The organism is Mycobacterium deserti (assembly GCF_025345615.1).
GTDB classification, from domain to species: Bacteria; Actinomycetota; Actinomycetes; order Mycobacteriales; family Mycobacteriaceae; genus Mycobacterium; species Mycobacterium deserti.
In genome coordinates this window covers 716755-733157 of the sequence record NZ_JAODWD010000004.1, presented here as the reverse complement: position 1 = coordinate 733157, position 16403 = coordinate 716755, and the positions used below count along the sequence as shown (strand labels likewise).

The following is a 16403-nucleotide window of genomic DNA, read 5'->3' as shown; positions in this document are numbered from 1 at the left end:
ATGAACATCGTGCAGGCCGCGGCGGATCTGTTGTGGTCCAAGCCGATCAAGGAATACCCAGGCCTGAAGATCGCCTTATCCGAAGGCGGCACCGGATGGATACCGTATTTCCTGGAGCGCGTGGATCGCACCTACGAGATGCACTCCACGTGGACCGGTCAGGACTTCGGCGACAAGGTGCCCAGCGAGGTGTTCCGCGATCACTTCCTGACCTGCTTCATCGCCGACCCGGTCGGAGTCGCGGTGCGCAACGAGATCGGCGTTGACAACATCTGCTGGGAGGCCGACTACCCGCACAGCGACTCGATGTGGCCCGGGGCGCCCGAGCAACTCGACGAGGTGCTCAAGGCCAACAACGTGCCCGACGTCGAGATCAACAAGATGACCTACCAGAACGCCATGCGCTGGTACAACTTCGACCCGTTCACCCACATCACCAAAGAACAAGCCACCGTCGGAGCACTACGGAAGGCCGCTGAAGGCCACGACGTCTCCATCCAAGCGTTGTCCAAGAAGGAGAAGACCGGCGCCAACTTCGCCGACTTCGCCGCTGCGGCCAAGGAACTGACCGGCAACAAGGACTAGCTCCGCCTCTGCCGGCTCCAGAGTCGGCGACAACTACAGATGGTTGCGCCGGTGCGGAAGATCCGTCTACGCGCCGGCGCACCGGTCTGCGCCATTCGATTGACAGGAGAGACACGTGCCCGGGGGAATGAGCTTCGAGCTGACTGAGGATCAGCAGATCATTCGCAAGTCCGTCGCGCAATTGTGCAGCAGGTTCGACGACGAGTACTGGATGAAGAAGGACCTGGCGCACGAATTCCCCCAAGAGTTCTACGACGCGATCTCCTCCGGCGGTTGGCTGGGCATGACCATTCCCGAGGAGTACGGCGGACACGGTCTCGGCATCACCGAGGCCACGCTGCTGCTCGAAGAGGTCGCGCGTTCCGGGGCGGCGATGAACGGCGCCAGCGCCATCCACCTCACGATCTTCGGCATGCAGCCGGTGGTCAAACACGGCTCCGACGAGCTGAAGAAGGCGACGCTGCCGCGGATCGTCGACGGCGACCTGCATGTGTGCTTCGGAGTGACCGAACCCGGTGCGGGGCTGGACACTTCGCGCATCACCACCTTCGCCAGGCGTGAGGGTGACCACTACCGGGTCAACGGCCGGAAAGTGTGGATCTCCAAGGCGCAGGAATCCGAGAAAATCCTGCTGCTCACCCGCACGACGCCGTTCGACGAGGTGACCAAGAAGACCGACGGCATGACTCTGTTCTTGACCGACCTCGACCGCGACCACGTCGACATCCGCCCCATCAAGAAGATGGGCCGAAATGCGGTGAGCTCCAACGAGTTGTTCATCGACGACCTGATGGTGCCGGTCGAGGACCGAGTCGGCGAAGAAGGCCAGGGCTTCAGGTACATCCTCGACGGACTGAACCCCGAGCGCATGCTGATCGCCGCCGAGGCGCTGGGCATCGGACGGGTTGCACTGGAGAAAGCCGTCAAGTACGGCAACGAGCGCGTCGTGTTCAACCGACCGATCGGCATGAACCAGGGCCTTCAGTTCCCGCTGGCCGACTCGCTCGCCCGCCTCGACGCCGCAGAACTGGTGCTGCGCAAGGCGACGTGGCTCTATGACAACGGCAAACCCTGTGGGCGCGAGGCAAACACGGCCAAGTACCTCTGCGCCGACGCCGGCTTCGGCGCGGCGGACCGGGCACTGCAGCTGCACGGCGGCATGGGCTACTCCGAGGAGTACCACGTGTCGCGGTACTTCCGTGAGTCGCGCCTGATGAAGATCGCCCCGGTCAGTCAAGAGATGATCCTGAACTTCCTCGGCGAACACGTGCTCGGCCTTCCCAGGAGCTACTGAGATGACTACATCCTCCCCCCACGTCCAGCCCCGCCGGTACTTCGACCTGACCGGACGGTCGGCGCTGGTGACCGGTGCCGCGGGCGGTATAGGCTCCGCGGTGTCCGCGGCGCTGGCCGAGGCGGGTGCCGCGGTCCTCGTCACCGACCTCGACAAGGACGCGGCCGCCGCTGTGGCAGAGCGGATCACGGCCGCAGGGGGCAGAGCCGAAAGTGCCGCCCTCGACGTCTCGGACCGCGACTCGGCCGACGCGGCCGCGGCCCGGGCGGCAGCGCTCGGCGATGGCAAGCTGCACATTCTCATCAACAACGCGGGCGTGACGAAACCCGCGATGTTCGCCAAGACCACCCAGGAGTCGTTCCGGCTGCTGTTCGACATTCACGTGATGGGTGCGTTCAACGTCACGCAGGCCGCACTGCCCCACATCCCCACCGACGGCACCGGCCGGATCGTCAACGTCACTTCCGCGGCCGGACTCACCGGAACCCTCGGTCAGGTCAACTATTCGGCGGCCAAGGCGGGCATCATCGGGATCACCAAGTCGCTGGCGCGGGAACTGGCCACCCAGGGCATCACGGTCAATGCGCTGGCGCCGCTGGCCGCCACCGCGATGACCGAAACCATCCGCACCAACGAAAAATTCGCCGCGAACATGATGAACCGCATACCGATGAAGCGCTGGGCGGAGCCATCAGAGGTCGCCGGCGCGTTCGTGTTCATGGCCTCCGACGCGGCGTCCTACGTCACCGGGCAGGTGCTCCCGGTCGACGGCGGAATGGTCATGTGACGCCGCGCACGCGTGGGCCTCTCGCCGGCGTCACGGTCGTCGCCATGGAGCAGGCCGTCGCCGCACCGATGTGTACTCGGGTGCTCGCCGATTTCGGTGCCCGCGTCATCAAGGTGGAGAACCCGCAGGGCGGTGACTTCGCGCGTCACTACGACGATGTCGTGAACGGGCCCGGTGGGCTGGCAGCACATTTCGTCTGGTGTAACCGTGGCAAGGAATCGGTCACGTTGAACACGAAGACGGCAGAGGGAATCGACCTACTGCACCGGCTGCTCGAGCGCGCCGACGCGTTCGTGTGCAACCTCGCGCCCGGCGCGACCGCGCGCCTGGGCATCGCCCCGGCCGACCTCGCGCAGCGCCATCCCCACGTGATCCCCGTCGAGATCGACGGCTATGGCCCGGGCGGGCCGATTTCGCACAAGCGCGCCTATGACCTTCTCGTGCAGGCGGAGTCGGGCTCGTGCGCGATCACCGGCTATCCGGGCATGCCCGCCAAGCCAGGACCCGCGATGGCGGACTTCACCACGGGCCTCTATGCCGCGATCTCCATCCTGGCGCTGCTGTTCGCGCGCAAGGGCGGCACGACTGAGGGCGCGGCGCCCTCGGTGGAACTGAGCCTGTTCGACGTGATGACCGACGTGATGGGCTACGCGCTGACCTACACCCAGCACTCCGGTATCGACCAGGAGCCGCTCGGTGTCGGTTCGCCGGCCGTCGCGCCATACGGCGCCTATTCGACCCGCGACGGCCAGACAGTGGTGCTCGGCACCACCAATGACCGCGAGTGGCAGCGCGTGGCCCGGGAGATCATCGAGCGCCCCGACCTCGCCGACGATCCACGCTTCGGTACCAACCCGGGCCGATGCGCGCATCGCGACATCCTGGACGAGGCCATCGGGTCCTGGTGTGCTCAGCACGATCTCGCTGAGATCCAGAAGATCGCCGACGACGCCGGCATCGGCAACTCGCGCTACAACCGGCCCAGCGAGGTGGTGGTGCATCCGCAACTCACCGCGCGGGACAGATGGCGCACGGTCGGCACGCCTGCAGGCGATATCCGCGCGCTGCGTCCGCCCCCGGTCATCAGCGGCTTCGAACAGCCCATGGGACCCGTGCCCGGCCTCGGCGAACACACCGACGCCGTCCTGGCTGAACTCGGTCTCAGTGCCGACGACATCGAGCGACTGCGGGCCGCCGGAGTGATCGGACCGGCCCACTCATGAGTGCGCTGTTGACCTCGGACCACGACGGGGTCCGCACGTTGACGCTCAACCGACCGGACCGCAAGAACGCGATCAACGCTGCGCTATGGGAGGAGTTGGCCGATGCGCTGCGCGGGGCCGCACGCGACACCGAACTGCGCGCCCTCGTCGTCACCGGTGCGGGCGGCGCCTTCTGTTCGGGCGCCGACATCGCCACGCCGGAGGACATTCATCCGCGGCACAAGCTGCGCAGACTCACCGACGTCGCGCTCGCCCTGCACGAATTGACGGTGCCCACGATCGCGAAGGTGACCGGCATCGCCGTCGGCGCCGGATGGAACCTCGCGCTCGGATGCGACTTCGTGGTGGCCACCCCCGAATCCCGGTTCTGCCAGATCTTCTCCAAGCGGGGGCTGTCGATAGACCTCGGCGGATCCTGGCTGCTGCCCAAGCTCGTCGGGCTCCAACAGGCCAAGCGGCTCGTGCTGCTCGCCGACACCATCGACGCCGAGGAGGCGCGCGCGCTCGGCCTGGTGACGTGGGTCAAGGCGGCCGATGAGATCGACGATTTCGTGGCCGAGTTGGCCGGCCGGCTCGCCGCGGGCCCGCCCGTCGCACTGGCGCAGAGCAAGGCGCTGCTGAACGACGGCGCCGACGCGACCCTGCCCGAGGCACTGGCCAACGAGGCCCGCGCACAACCAAACAACTTCGCCACTGCAGACTCGGCAGAGGCGTACGCCGCCTTCGCCGAGAGGCGCGCGGCGGCGTTCACCGGCCGGTGGGCCCTATCGAGATCGGAGACATACGATGCGTGAAACCGTGATCGTCGAGGCGGTGCGAACGCCCGTCGGCAAGCGCAACGGCGGGCTGTCGGACATGCACGCCGCCGACCTGTCCGCGATCGTGCTCAACGCGCTGGTGGAGCGGGCCGGGGTCGACCCGGACATCGTCGACGACGTGGTGTGGGGCTGCGTCTCGCAGGTCGGCGACCAGTCGAGCAACATCGGTCGATATGCGGTGCTCGCCGCGGGCTGGCCGGAGAACATCCCGGGCACGACGGTCAACCGGGCGTGCGGGTCCAGCCAGCAGGCGCTCGACTTCGCGGTGCAGGCCGTCATGTCGGGCCAGCAGGACGTCGTCGTCGCCGGCGGCGTCGAGGTGATGAGCCGGGTGCCGCTCGGTTCGGCACGCTCGACGGGCATGCCCTACGGCCCGAAAGTGCTTGACCGGTATAAGGAGTTCTCGTTCAATCAGGGCATCTCGGCGGAGTTGATCGCTGAGAAGTGGGGCTTCTCGCGGACCCGGCTCGACGAGTACTCCGTGCGGTCCCACGAGCTCGCTGCGAAGGCGCAGGACGACGGCGCGTTCGAAACCCAGATCATGCCGGTGTTCACCGACGGCGATCCGGTGGTCGCCGACGAGGGCGTGCGGCGGGGAAGCACGGTCGAAAAGCTGGCCGGACTCAAGCCGGCGTTCCAAGACGACGGCGTCATCCACGCCGGAAACTCGTCGCAGATCTCCGACGGCGCCGCGGCACTTCTGGTGATGACCGCCGAGAACGCGATCACGATGGGGCTGCGGCCGATTGTGCGCTACCGAGCAGGAGCGGTCACCGGAGCCGACCCGGTCCTGATGCTCACCGGGCCGATCCCGGCCACCGAGAAGGTGTTGCACAAAGCGGGTGTCACCATCGACGAGATCGGCGTCTTCGAGGTGAACGAGGCGTTCGCGCCGGTGCCGCTGGCCTGGCTGGCCGAGACCGGCGCGGACGAGGCGAAGCTGAACCCGCTCGGCGGCGCCATCGCGCTGGGGCACCCGCTGGGAGCGTCAGGCGCAGTGCTGATGACGCGCATGATCAACCACATGCGGGACAACGGACTTCGGTACGGACTGCAGACCATGTGCGAGGGGGGCGGCACGGCCAACGCCACCCTTGTCGAGCTCATCGCCTAAGACGAGGCTGGTTCCCGCCCTGCCCACCCGAGAGGACGACGCGTGCAAAGAGACCTGTTCACCGAAGACCACGAGGCATTCCGCGAGCTCGCCCGCGACTTCGTCGAGAAGGAGGTCGTCCCGCACTATCCCGACTGGGAGAAGGGCGGACGCATGCCTCGCGAGGTCTTCCAGCAGATGGGGGCGCTCGGAATGCTCGGGATGGCCATCCCCGAGGAGTACGGCGGCGCGGGCATGCCCGATTACCGCTACAACGTCGTGCTTCAGGAAGAGGCGGCGCGGGCGCTGGTGACCCTGTCGACCGTGCGCACACAGCTGGAAGTGATCCTGCCGTACTTCCTGCACTATGCGAACGACGAGCAACGCAAGCGCTGGTTCCCGGGCCTCGCGGCGGGCGAACTGCTGACCGCCGTCGCGATGACCGAGCCCGGCACCGGCTCCGATCTTGCCGGCATGCGCACCACCGCGGTGCGTGACGGCGACGACTGGATCCTCAACGGCGCCAAAACGTTCATCACCGGCGGCATGCAGGCCGATCTGGTGATCGTCGTCGCGCGGACTTCGACGGATCCGGACAACCGGCGCAAGGGGCTGACCCTGTTCGTCGTCGAGGACGGCATGGAAGGGTTCACCCGCGGTCGCGAGCTGGAGAAGATGGGCTGCAAGGTGCAGGACACCGCGGAGCTGTCATTCGTCGACGTGCGGGTGCCCGCGGCCAACGTGCTGGGCGAGCAGGACGAGGCATTCGGCTATCTGGGCCACAACCTTCCGCAGGAGCGATTGACGGTCGCGGTCGGATCGGTGTCGCAGGCACGCTCGGCGATCGCCGCGGCCATCGACTACACCAAGGACCGCAAGGCATTCGGCACGCCGGTGGCGTCGTTTCAGAACACGAAGTTCGAGCTGGCGGCCTGCTCAACGGAGGTGGAAGCCGCTCAGGCGATGCTCGACCGTGCCGTGGCGCTGCATGTCGACGGTGAGCTGTCGGCGGCCGATGCGGCGCGGGTGAAGCTGTTCTGCACCGAGATGCAGCAGCGCGTGGTCGACCGCTGTCTTCAGCTGTTCGGTGGCTACGGCTACATGATGGAGTACCCGATCGCCCGGCTGTACACCGACGCCCGGGTGGCCCGGATCTATGCGGGCACCAGCGAAGTGATGAAGGTGATCATCGCGAAATCGCTTGGCCTCTAGCTGAAGTCACGCCCGGGCGGTGTTCTCGACGATGATGTCGCAGGCCGCCTCGTAAAAGGCGCTGATGAGTGTCGAGTAGGACAGCTCGAACGGGTAGATCATGTGCACGTCCAGCGGGTCGGGCTTCCACTCCGGCAGGACCGGCACGATGGTGCCATCGTGAAGTTCGTTGGTGCAGATGATCTGTGTCGGCATGGCGCCGATGCCGAGTCCCTGCAAGATGTACTGCTTGCATACCTGAAAGTTGTTGGCGCGCGCCCGCACTTGCGACGACAGTTCGTAGCGGCGGGCGCCCTTTCCGACGGTGAGCCTGCGCGGGCCGGAGAATCCGAAATCGATGAAGGGCAGGCGGTCGAGCTGTTCGGGCTCGGTCAGTGGCGTCGCCAGTTGCGACACGAAATCCGGTGACGCGCAGAGGAACAACTCGAGACTGAACACCTTGCGGGCGATCAGGGTCGAGTCCTGCAGCGGGCCGGTGCCGAACACGACATCGAAGCCGTCCTTGATCGGGTCGACCATGCGGTCCACCAGTCGGATGTCCAGCCGGGACTGCGGATAGCGCTGCAGAAACATCGCGCCGACCCGCGAGGCGTAGTCGATGCCGACGAAAACCGGAATCGCGACGCGCAGTTCGCCCTGCGGTTCCTGCCTGCTGGCCTCGGCAAGCGCGCGCACCCCGTTGGCTTCAGTGAGGATGGTGGTCGCGTGCGCATACACCTGCTCGCCGAGGTCGGTGACGGTGATCTGGTGGGTGTTCTTGCGGAGCAGCTTTATGCCGAGGTCGGACTCCAGCTTGGCCAGCTTGCGGCTGACCGTCGATTTGGGCATCCCGAGCAACGCTGCCGCCTTCGACAGGCTGCGCGACTCGACCACCTTGCCGAATACCAGCAGGGCGTCGACGTCGAACGGCAGGTTCTGCTCCATGGGGTGTTCCTGTGCTCGTCGGATGCGCTGTTCCAAATATGCAACAGGGTGTTGCGGTTCTGCACCTATTTCGACGGATCAACTGACTGTTAGCGTCGGCCCGAAGGAGGGCCTCATGAGTCACAACAGCCTGGTGACCAAACCCGCAAGCGGACATTGGACCGACGCCTATCCCGAACTCGGCCGAGGGCCGGTTTCGCTCGAGGATTGTGTCTCCCCGGAGTTCTACGAGCAGGAACGCGAGCACGTATTCAAGAAGACGTGGCTGTATGTCGGTCGCGTCGAGAAGGTTCCGCGCACCGGCAGCTACTTCACCCGCGAACTGAAGTTTCTCAACACCTCGGTCATCATTGTTCGCGGCAAGGATGGCGTCATCCGGGCTTTTCACAACATCTGCCCGCACCGGGGCAACAAGATGCTGTGGGAGGACGACCCGTTCCAGGAGGTGCAGGGCCGGGCACCGTTGCTGTACTGCCGATTCCACGGCTGGCGATACAACCTCGACGGCTCACTGCACTCGGCTACTCGCAAGGACCTGCTGCTGGACTTCGACGCCGACTCCTGCAGCGTGCCGTCGATCCAATGCGAGGTGTGGGAGGGGTTCATCTTCATCCACCTCAACCCGCACAACACCGAATCGCTACGGGACTTCCTCGGTCCGCTGGCCCACGGGATCGAGGGTTACCCGTTCGACGGGCCGCATCAGGTGTACGAGTTCAAGGTCGAGTTGGCGTGCAACTGGAAGATCTTCGTCGACGGCTTCGCCGAGAGCTACCACGGCCCGTACCTGCACGCCTCCTCGTTCGGCAACCTCACCGCGGAGGCCAAAGAAGCGCTGGATCAACCGAATCCGTTCACTGATGCGCTGGCGTACCAACTCGAGGGCCCGCACCGGATGTTCTCCTTCGCCGGTGAGCCGTCGCGAAGGACTCCGTACTCGAAGCCGACAGAATGCGTCATGGAGGCCAGCGCGGCGGGACCGTGGAACAAGCGCAGCGATCGCGGCCCGTTGCCGCCTGGATTCAATCCCGCTCGCGCAGAGAAGTACGGGTTCGACTCTTTCCAGTTCTTCCCCAACTTCGTTCTGATCTTCGGTGCGTCGGGGTTCACCACCCACACGCACTGGCCCACCGGGCCGCATTCGCACGTGTTCGAGGTCGAGATGTTCTACGACCCGCCGAAGACGCACAAGGAGCGGCTGGGCCAGGAACTGACCGTGACGTTCCTCAACGACATCATCCTGGAGGACGCCAGCCCGTCAGAGGGGCTGCAGGCGATGTTGAACAGCGGCGCCCTGACCCACTTCACCATGAACGACGAGGAGATCCTGCTGCGCCATCTTCACAAGGTGGTGGGCGACTACGTGAATTCCGGAGTGGCCGGCGAGAAGACCAAGGCGGGCGACTGATGAGCGCCGTTCTGCCGTCGGAGTTCTCGCAATTGGAGCATCTGGTCGACGAATGGGCCATCGAGGATGGCCACGACCGCTACGTCAAGCGGGTCAACAGCTCCATGGACGAGATCAAGGCCTTCTATGACCAGGTGTTCCCCTTCGCCGAGGAGGCCGTCGCCTATATCGACAAGTTCGACTACGCCGAACCCCTGCCTGACGACGTCGCGAACCTGCGCAACCTGCTGTACTCGTTGATCACGGTCTCGCTCGCGGTCGAACTGTGGCACCAGCCACGGGTGAAGCACTCTGCAAACACCATCCTCACGAGAGTGAGCTGACGCCATGGGAATCTCTGCGACCCAACTCGAGATCATCGACGTCGCCCCGCGCATCGGCAGCGAGATCAGAACCGATGTAGAGACCCTGCTGAGTGGGCGCGAAGCCCCGAGGATCCGCGAGGTCCTCGAGCAGCGGGGGGTCGTCTATTTCCGCGGGCTCGAGATCAGCGACGAACAGCAGGTCGCCATCGCCAAGACACTAGGCACCACCGTGGCCACCGAGGGCGAAGGCGGGATTTACAAGATCTCGTTGGACAGCACCGTGAACAAGCGCGCCCAGTACCTGAAGGGCTCGCTGTTCTGGCACTTCGACGGTTCACTGCAGCCCTACCCGAACCTCGCCACTGTGCTGCACGCGATAAAGCTGTCCGACGCCGGGGGACAGACCGAGTTCTGCAACACCTACGCGGCGTACGACGATCTGCCGCAGTCCGACAAGGACCTCATCGCCGACCTTCGGGTGGTGCACAGTGCCGAGCGTTCGCAGTACTACGTGACCCCGGAGATGAGCTACGAGGAGGTCAGCTTCTGGCAGAACTCGCCGACAAAGGTGTGTCCGATCGTCTGGCAGCACCAGTCCGGCCGCAAGTCGCTGCTCCTCGGCGCGACCGCGGACTACGTCGTCGGGATGTCGGTCGAACAGAGTCGCGCTCTGCTTGCCCGTCTTCGTGATTGGGCCACCCAGCCGCAGTACGTCTACCGGCACGAGTGGCAGGTCGGCGACCTGCTGATCTGGGACAACACCGGCACCATGCACCGTGCGCTGCCCTACGCCGCGGACAGCGGCCGGTTGATGCACCGCACGATCCTGGCCGGGGAAGAACCCCTGAATTGAAACTCGCCATCGCCACGCCCGTCGTCACCAACGTCGCAGGGGCGGCCCTGACCTGGGAGAAGACCGCCACCGTCGAGGACATCGGCCGTGTCGCCGAGGCCGCGGACGAACTGGGTTACCACCATCTGACGTGCAGCGAGCACATCGGCATTCCTGTGTCCGAAGCCGATCGGCGTGGCTCGAGGTACTGGGATCCATTGGCCACGCTGGGCTATATCGCCGCGCGCACCAGCACAATTCGGCTCGCAACGATGACGCTGGTGCTGGGATACCATCACCCGCTGGCAATCGTGAAGCGTTACGGCACGCTGGATCACGTCAGCGGCGGCCGGGTGATTCTCGGCGTCGGCGTCGGATCGCTGAAGGAAGAATTCGACGTTCTCGGCGCACCGTTCGACGATCGCGGCGCACGGGGCGATGACGCCCTGCGGGCCTTGCGAGCCGCTCTGCCGTCGAACGAGCCGGCCTATGACGGCGAGTTCTACTCGTTTCGGGATCTGACCGTCGACCCCTGTGCGCTGCAGCCACATCTGCCGCTCTGGGTCGGCGGTCGCACGAAGCGCTCGCTACGGCGTGCCCTCACGCTCGCCGACGGTTGGTGCCCGTTCGGCATCACGGTGGCTACCGCGGGGGAGTGGCTGCGCGATCGCGACGTGCCCGCAGGATTCGACGTGGTGCTACCTGCCGACCGGCCGCTCGATCCGGTGAACGACCCGGAAGCGACACTCGACACGCTGCACGCCATGGCGGCCGCGGGCACCACGGTGGTGTCCGCACGGTTCGTCCACCATTCGTTGGAGCACTATCTCGAGCAGATCCACGCGCTCGCCGAAATCCACTCGCCCGGAGGCCCGTCATGACCGAGATCGGCGCCGAACGGCCCTATTTGGCGCCGGTACCCGAACAAGAGTGGGGCCCCGATGAGTACGCGGCCGTCGGGGAGCTGTTCGGCATTCCTGGAGAAGACGTGCCGCGGGCGGGATCCGGCCACGCAGCGGACCCGTCGAAGTTCGACATCCTCGGCGTGCTGGCACGCCATCCCGCGATGGCACGAGACTTTCTGCGCTACAACGGGTTTCTGCTACAGCGCGGTGAACTGCCGCTGCGGCTGCGGGAGCTGGCGATTCTGCGGCTGGCCTATACCCGCCGCTCGGTGTTCTTCTGGGGCGAACATGTCCGGATCGCCATCGCCGGCGGCTTGTCCGAAGACGACATCGGCCGGCTCGCGGAAGGCAACGCGGAGTTCGACGGTGTCGACCGACTGGTCCTCGAAGCAACCGACGAGATTCTCGCAGACGGGCGGGCCAGCGTCTCGACGTGGACACGCCTTGTCGCCGAACTTGGAACACATCAGGCGATGGAGGTCATCTTCGTCGTCGGCACGTATGCGATGTTGGCGGCCGCCTGCGACACCTGGGGGTTGGTGCCGCCCCCCGGCAGCGCCATATTGCCTGACGAGGAAAGGCAGAACCCATGACGGCGAGTGCAACCGGCGAGCTGTATTACGACCCGTGGCATGCCGACCTGAATGCCGATCCCTATCCGATGTTCAAGCGGTTCCGCGATGAAGCGCCGTTGTACTACAACGAGGTTCACGACTTCTACGCGGTGAGCCGCTTCGACGACGTCAACCGCACGCTCGTCGATTTCCGGACTTTCTCCTCCGCGCGCGGCGCCGTGCTCGAGATCATCAAGTCAGGCATGGCGATACCGCCGGGCTTGTTGGTATTCGAAGACCCACCGGCCCACGACATCCACCGCAGCCTGCTCGCACGGGCGTTCACGCCCCGCAAGATGAACGCCCTCGAACCCAAAGTCCGCGACTTCACCAAGAAGTGTCTGGACGCGGTCGTGGGCGGTGATCACTTCGATTTCGTCGAGGACCTCGGGGCGATCATGCCGTTGCGGGTGGTGGGCATGCTGTTCGGCATCCCGGAGGACTATCAGCACCGCGTGCAGCAGGACGGTGACCGACACGTGCGCACCGAGCGGGGCGGACGGATGACCGACAACCCCGAGGGCACGCTGAGCGACGGCGAAGTGTTCGCCGAGTTCATCGACTGGCGGATCGACCATCCCGCGGACGACCTCACCACCGAACTGCTCAACGCCGAATTCACCGACGAAACGGGTGTCGTCCGGAAACTGCGCCGCGACGAACTGCTCATCTTCATGAACCTCGTCGCGGTCGCCGGCGCGGAGACCACGACGCGATTGATCGGTTGGTCGGGAAAGCTGCTGTCCGAACACCCCGATCAACGGCGCCAGTTGGTCGCCGACCGGTCGCTGCTGCCCGCAGCGATCGAAGAGATCCTGCGATTCGAGCCGCCGGCGCTGCAGGCCGGCCGCTTCGTCACCCAGGACGTCGAGTTCCACGGCACGACGGTGCCCGAAGGCAGCGCCATCTTGACGCTGCTCGGAGCAGCCAACCGTGACGAACGCCGCTTCGGCGACGACGCTGAGCACTTCGACATCAACCGCACGCCGCGCCAGCATGCGAGCTTCGGCGTCGGTGCCCACTATTGCCTTGGTAACGCTTTGGCCCGGATCGAGGGCCGGATCGCCCTCGATGAGATCCTGAGCCGCTTTCCCGACTGGGAGATCGACCATGAGAACGCGGTGTTCTCGTCGTCGTCGACCGTGCGGGGCTGGGACAGCATGCCCGCGCACGTCTGAGGTGAACGCGCCGCCGCATTTGCCGAGGTGGGACACGCGTCAAAAAATAAACCGGCTGAGACCCTTGTCACAGCGGAGCAACCTACCTACTGTGTGTTCACTAGGTTGGTTCAACGAAGGAGCCCCGTGACAGCCCCGGAGCCGTTGGCCTCACGGCCCTACGCGTCTCTCCTCGCCAAAGGCGAGGACCGCAGACAGCGGATTCTCGGCGTCGCCGAGCGACTGCTGGCGCGCAACGGCTGGCGCAACACCTCGCTGGCGCAGATCGCCAAGGAGGCAGGCGTCACCCCGGCGGGCCTGCTGCACCACTTCGAGTCCAAGGAACACCTGCTCAACGCCGTCCTCGACGCCCGCGACGCCGACGACGAGATCCATGCGGACTACCGCTCCGGCGACCTGGTCACCGAGCTGGGCCGGGTGCCCGAACGGTTCGACCGGGCCCCCGAGCTGGTCGGCACGTTCACCGTGCTGCTGGTGGAGAACATCGCCCCGGAAGCGCCCCTGCACGATCGCCTGCTCAACCGCTATCAGTCGGCGGTGGAGATCATCGTCGCGATCATCGAGCGCGGTCAGCGAAGCGGTAAGTACCGCCCCGATATCGATGGGGCCAGCAAGGCCGTGGAAATTCTCGCCTTTATCTATGGAATGGAGACCCTATGGTTGCTCGATCCCTCAATCCAGTTGGCAGAGGTGTTCAAGGGATACGCGGAGTCGCTGGGACGCGAGCTGGCGCCACGGAGCTCGACATGAGATACCGGCTCGACGTCGTCGCCCCGACGGCGCTCGATGCGGTGAAGTCCGCGGGCGGCTGGATCTATGACCGGGTCATGGCGGGATGGGATGTCACCGTGCTGCTCGGCAACGATGACGACCTGCGGCCGCTGCAGATCCTCGGCGCCGAGACGCTCGACTTGGAGTCGGTGCTCGCGACATGGGAGTCGCGGCCCCACCCGCAGACGGTCGCCGTCGCGGCCGAGTACTTCGAGCGGGACCCGCGCGTGTTGGCTCACGTGCGCAAGGCGCTCGATCAGGGCGCAACGGAGGTCACGCTCTGGGGCGAGTCTGTACCCGCCGAACTTGATCACGACGTCGACTCAGCGCAGCACTACTTGAGCGCTGCGGCAAGGGCTTTCAAGGCCCGCGCGCTGGCAGCGGCTAACGATTCGGCAGCCAATTCGGTCGGCGGCACCGAGACGTTCCGGTGCGGAATGCTGGCTTCGGTCGCCGCGGATCTGGTGCCGGCAAGCTAGGTGAGGTCGATCAGGACCTTACCGACAGCGCGTCCGTCGGCGACATGTTGTAGCGCTTGCACGACTTCGGTGAGCGGGTAGACCGCGCCGACGTGCGGGCGCACCCGTCCGCTGATCAACAGGTCGCGCAGTTCGTCCTCATTGCGGGCGAATTCGTCGGGCGGCACGTCCTGGAATTGAAAGCCCAGCAGGTGAACACCTTTGACCAGGATCAGGTTCAGCGGGATGGTGGGGATGACGCCGGAGGCGTAACCGACGGTGACGAAGCGTCCGCCGCGGCGCAGGGAGCGCAGCGCGGGTTCGGACAACTTTCCGCCGACCGGGTCGACGACGGCGTGTGCGCCGCCCGGGACGGCCTCCTTCAGGGCGCCGCGCAGATCACCCGACCGATGATTCACGACGTGATCTGCACCGTATCCGGTGGCAGCCGCGAGTTTTTCGCCCGATGACGCGACCGCGGTGACCGAAGCGCCCAGCTGCGCGGCCAGCTGGACCGCCGCCAGTCCGACGCCACCGCCGGCGCCGAGGACAATTACGTCGTCGCCGGCCTTCACCCGGGCCATCGACCGCAGGGTGTGGTACGCAGTGCGGTACGCGACGCCGAAGGCCGCAGCGGTGCGGTCGTCGACGCCCTCCGGGATACGTGCCAGTTCACTCGCCGGTACGGCGACCTCTTCGGCGAAGGCGCCGTAGAGTCCGGTGCCGACGACTCGGTCGCCGACGGCCAAATCCGAGACGGCAGGCCCTTTTTCGACGATCTCGCCGGCGAATTCACTGCCCGGGACGAACGGGGCGGGCACGCTGATCTGATACCGGTCCGCTACCAGCAGCACATCCGGGTAATTCACCGCGGCCGCGTGCACCCGCACTCGCACATGACCGGCGCCGATGGCAGGCGAGGCGCACTCGTCGATGCGAACCATTTCCGGCGGGCCGTACGCCGGGCAGACCGCTGCTCTCACCGGTAGTCGCTGGACTCGGCGAGGTCGGCGGCCGAGCGCATCAGCGAAACGATGACGGGCCCGTAGGCACGGAGTTTCTCGTTGTCGCCGGCACGTTGGAAACCCTGCTCGAGCACGATCGCCAGCTTCCACTTCGCCAGCACCAGGTAGTAGTCGAGATCGTCGACCTGGCGCCCGGACACCTTCGCGTAGTGGTCGACGACCTCTGCGCGAGACGGCATTTCGCGCATGTCGACGTAGTTCATTTCCGACTCGCCCGGCGCGCTCGTGTCTTCCGGCCAGCTCTGCACCATCCAGCCGAGGTCGAGCTTGGGATCACCGACGGTGCCCATCTCCCAATCGACGATAGCCGCCAGTTGTGCTGGTGCGCCGTGCTTGTACATGACGTTGGCGAACTGGTAGTCGCCGTGCATCAGTCCTGGGATGAAGTCGAGCGGACGATGATTGCGCAGCCAGTCGGTGGCGACGTCGAGACCGTCGATGTCGCGGCCCTTTATCCGCTCGAAGAATGCGGTCCACCGGTCGACCTGACGTTCGTGGAAGCCGTCGGGGCGGCCGAGATCCTGCAGACCCTTGGCCCGCCAGTCCACCTTGGACAGCAGCGCGATCCCCTCGGCCAATTGATAGGACAGCCCGGCGCGGGCAGCGGCATCGGAGTCGAACGGCGCGGGCCAGCGTCGCTGTTCGAGGTCCATCGGCGACCAGCCGTCGACGAATCCCATGAGATAGAAGGGCCTGCCGAGTACATCCGCGTCCGGGCACACTCCGACCGCCGCGGTGTGCGGCACCTCGGTACCGTCGAGGGCCTCGATGATCCGCCATTCCCGCAGGATGCCCTTGTCGCGGTCGGGCGGGGCGTCCGGCGGCGGCATGCGCAGCACACAGGCGTGCTCGCCGCGGGTGATCTTGTAGATGACGTTCTGGGTACCGCCCGACAGGAATTCGGCTTCGAGTGGCTCACCCGCGCCGGGCAGTGAGGCGCCGTCCATCCAGGAAGCGAGCCTCTTGGTGTC

At 65.8% G+C, this 16403-nt stretch carries 18 protein-coding genes; 15 read left to right on the top strand and 3 right to left on the bottom strand.

Annotated features, from left to right (window positions below; genetic code table 11):
• The 7 genes from N4S67_RS19830 to N4S67_RS19800 all read left to right on the top strand — a co-directional run.
• Positions 1 to 585: amidohydrolase family protein (locus tag N4S67_RS19830; protein WP_260994685.1), on the top strand; the 585-nt coding region annotated here is incomplete at its 5' end.
• Between the two features lie 127 nt (positions 586 to 712).
• Positions 713 to 1879, top strand: coding sequence for an acyl-CoA dehydrogenase family protein (locus N4S67_RS19825; RefSeq protein ID WP_260994744.1), 1167 nt, complete (start codon positions 713 to 715; stop codon positions 1877 to 1879).
• Position 1880: 1 nt separating this feature from the next.
• Complete coding sequence (locus N4S67_RS19820) at positions 1881 to 2666, top strand: SDR family NAD(P)-dependent oxidoreductase (protein ID WP_260994684.1); 786 nt, start codon at positions 1881 to 1883, stop codon at positions 2664 to 2666.
• Complete coding sequence (locus tag N4S67_RS19815) at positions 2663 to 3889, top strand: CaiB/BaiF CoA transferase family protein (RefSeq protein ID WP_260994683.1); 1227 nt, start codon at positions 2663 to 2665, stop codon at positions 3887 to 3889. The genes N4S67_RS19820 and N4S67_RS19815 overlap by 4 nt, the downstream gene beginning before the upstream one ends.
• Entirely contained in the window at positions 3886 to 4683 is a 798-nt protein-coding gene (locus N4S67_RS19810) for an enoyl-CoA hydratase/isomerase family protein (RefSeq protein ID WP_260994682.1), read from the top strand. The genes N4S67_RS19815 and N4S67_RS19810 overlap by 4 nt, the downstream gene beginning before the upstream one ends.
• Entirely contained in the window at positions 4676 to 5821 is a 1146-nt protein-coding gene (locus N4S67_RS19805; RefSeq protein WP_260994681.1) for a thiolase family protein, read from the top strand. The genes N4S67_RS19810 and N4S67_RS19805 overlap by 8 nt, the downstream gene beginning before the upstream one ends.
• A gap of 42 nt (positions 5822 to 5863) precedes the next feature.
• On the top strand, positions 5864 to 7012 hold the full coding sequence (locus N4S67_RS19800; RefSeq protein ID WP_260994680.1) for an acyl-CoA dehydrogenase family protein: 1149 nt from the start codon (positions 5864 to 5866) through the stop codon (positions 7010 to 7012).
• A gap of 6 nt (positions 7013 to 7018) precedes the next feature.
• On the opposite strand, the gene N4S67_RS19795 is transcribed toward N4S67_RS19800, so the two are convergent.
• The gene (locus N4S67_RS19795; protein ID WP_260994679.1) at positions 7019 to 7936 is read right to left on the bottom strand and encodes a LysR family transcriptional regulator; all 918 of its coding nucleotides are present in this window, start codon (positions 7934 to 7936) and stop codon (positions 7019 to 7021) included.
• Positions 7937 to 8051: 115 nt separating this feature from the next.
• Here N4S67_RS19795 and N4S67_RS19790 point away from each other — a divergent pair, with 115 nt between their 5' ends.
• The 8 genes from N4S67_RS19790 (at position 8052) to N4S67_RS19755 (ending at position 14428) form a co-directional block, all read left to right on the top strand.
• Positions 8052 to 9344: an aromatic ring-hydroxylating oxygenase subunit alpha gene (locus N4S67_RS19790; protein ID WP_260994678.1), complete on the top strand. Its 1293-nt coding sequence runs from the start codon at positions 8052 to 8054 to the stop codon at positions 9342 to 9344.
• Positions 9344 to 9667, top strand: coding sequence for a hypothetical protein (locus tag N4S67_RS19785; protein ID WP_260994677.1), 324 nt, complete (start codon positions 9344 to 9346; stop codon positions 9665 to 9667). The genes N4S67_RS19790 and N4S67_RS19785 overlap by 1 nt, the downstream gene beginning before the upstream one ends.
• Before the next feature lie 4 nt (positions 9668 to 9671).
• Positions 9672 to 10502: a TauD/TfdA dioxygenase family protein gene (locus N4S67_RS19780; RefSeq protein ID WP_260994676.1), complete on the top strand. Its 831-nt coding sequence runs from the start codon at positions 9672 to 9674 to the stop codon at positions 10500 to 10502.
• Complete coding sequence (locus N4S67_RS19775; protein ID WP_260994675.1) at positions 10499 to 11362, top strand: TIGR03619 family F420-dependent LLM class oxidoreductase; 864 nt, start codon at positions 10499 to 10501, stop codon at positions 11360 to 11362. The genes N4S67_RS19780 and N4S67_RS19775 overlap by 4 nt, the downstream gene beginning before the upstream one ends.
• Entirely contained in the window at positions 11359 to 11979 is a 621-nt protein-coding gene (locus tag N4S67_RS19770) for a carboxymuconolactone decarboxylase family protein (protein ID WP_260994674.1), read from the top strand. Before N4S67_RS19775 ends, N4S67_RS19770 begins: the two co-directional genes overlap by 4 nt.
• Entirely contained in the window at positions 11976 to 13178 is a 1203-nt protein-coding gene (locus N4S67_RS19765) for a cytochrome P450 (protein WP_260994673.1), read from the top strand. The genes N4S67_RS19770 and N4S67_RS19765 overlap by 4 nt, the downstream gene beginning before the upstream one ends.
• Before the next feature lie 126 nt (positions 13179 to 13304).
• On the top strand, positions 13305 to 13928 hold the full coding sequence (locus N4S67_RS19760) for a TetR/AcrR family transcriptional regulator (protein ID WP_260994672.1): 624 nt from the start codon (positions 13305 to 13307) through the stop codon (positions 13926 to 13928).
• A complete protein-coding gene (locus tag N4S67_RS19755; RefSeq protein WP_260994671.1) occupies positions 13925 to 14428 on the top strand; it encodes a hypothetical protein in 504 nt (167 codons plus the stop codon). The genes N4S67_RS19760 and N4S67_RS19755 overlap by 4 nt, the downstream gene beginning before the upstream one ends.
• Here the strand turns inward: N4S67_RS19755 and N4S67_RS19750 are convergent.
• Together N4S67_RS19750 and N4S67_RS19745 are read right to left on the bottom strand one after the other, a co-directional pair.
• Positions 14425 to 15390 carry an NADPH:quinone oxidoreductase family protein gene (locus tag N4S67_RS19750; protein WP_260994670.1) on the bottom strand — a complete coding sequence of 322 codons (966 nt, stop codon included), beginning with the start codon at positions 15388 to 15390 and terminating at the stop codon, positions 14425 to 14427. The two genes, N4S67_RS19755 and N4S67_RS19750, sit on opposite strands and share 4 nt — an antisense overlap.
• Complete coding sequence (locus N4S67_RS19745; protein WP_390893453.1) at positions 15387 to 16379, bottom strand: phosphotransferase family protein; 993 nt, start codon at positions 16377 to 16379, stop codon at positions 15387 to 15389. The genes N4S67_RS19750 and N4S67_RS19745 overlap by 4 nt, the downstream gene beginning before the upstream one ends.
• Positions 16380 to 16403 lie beyond the last annotated feature (24 nt).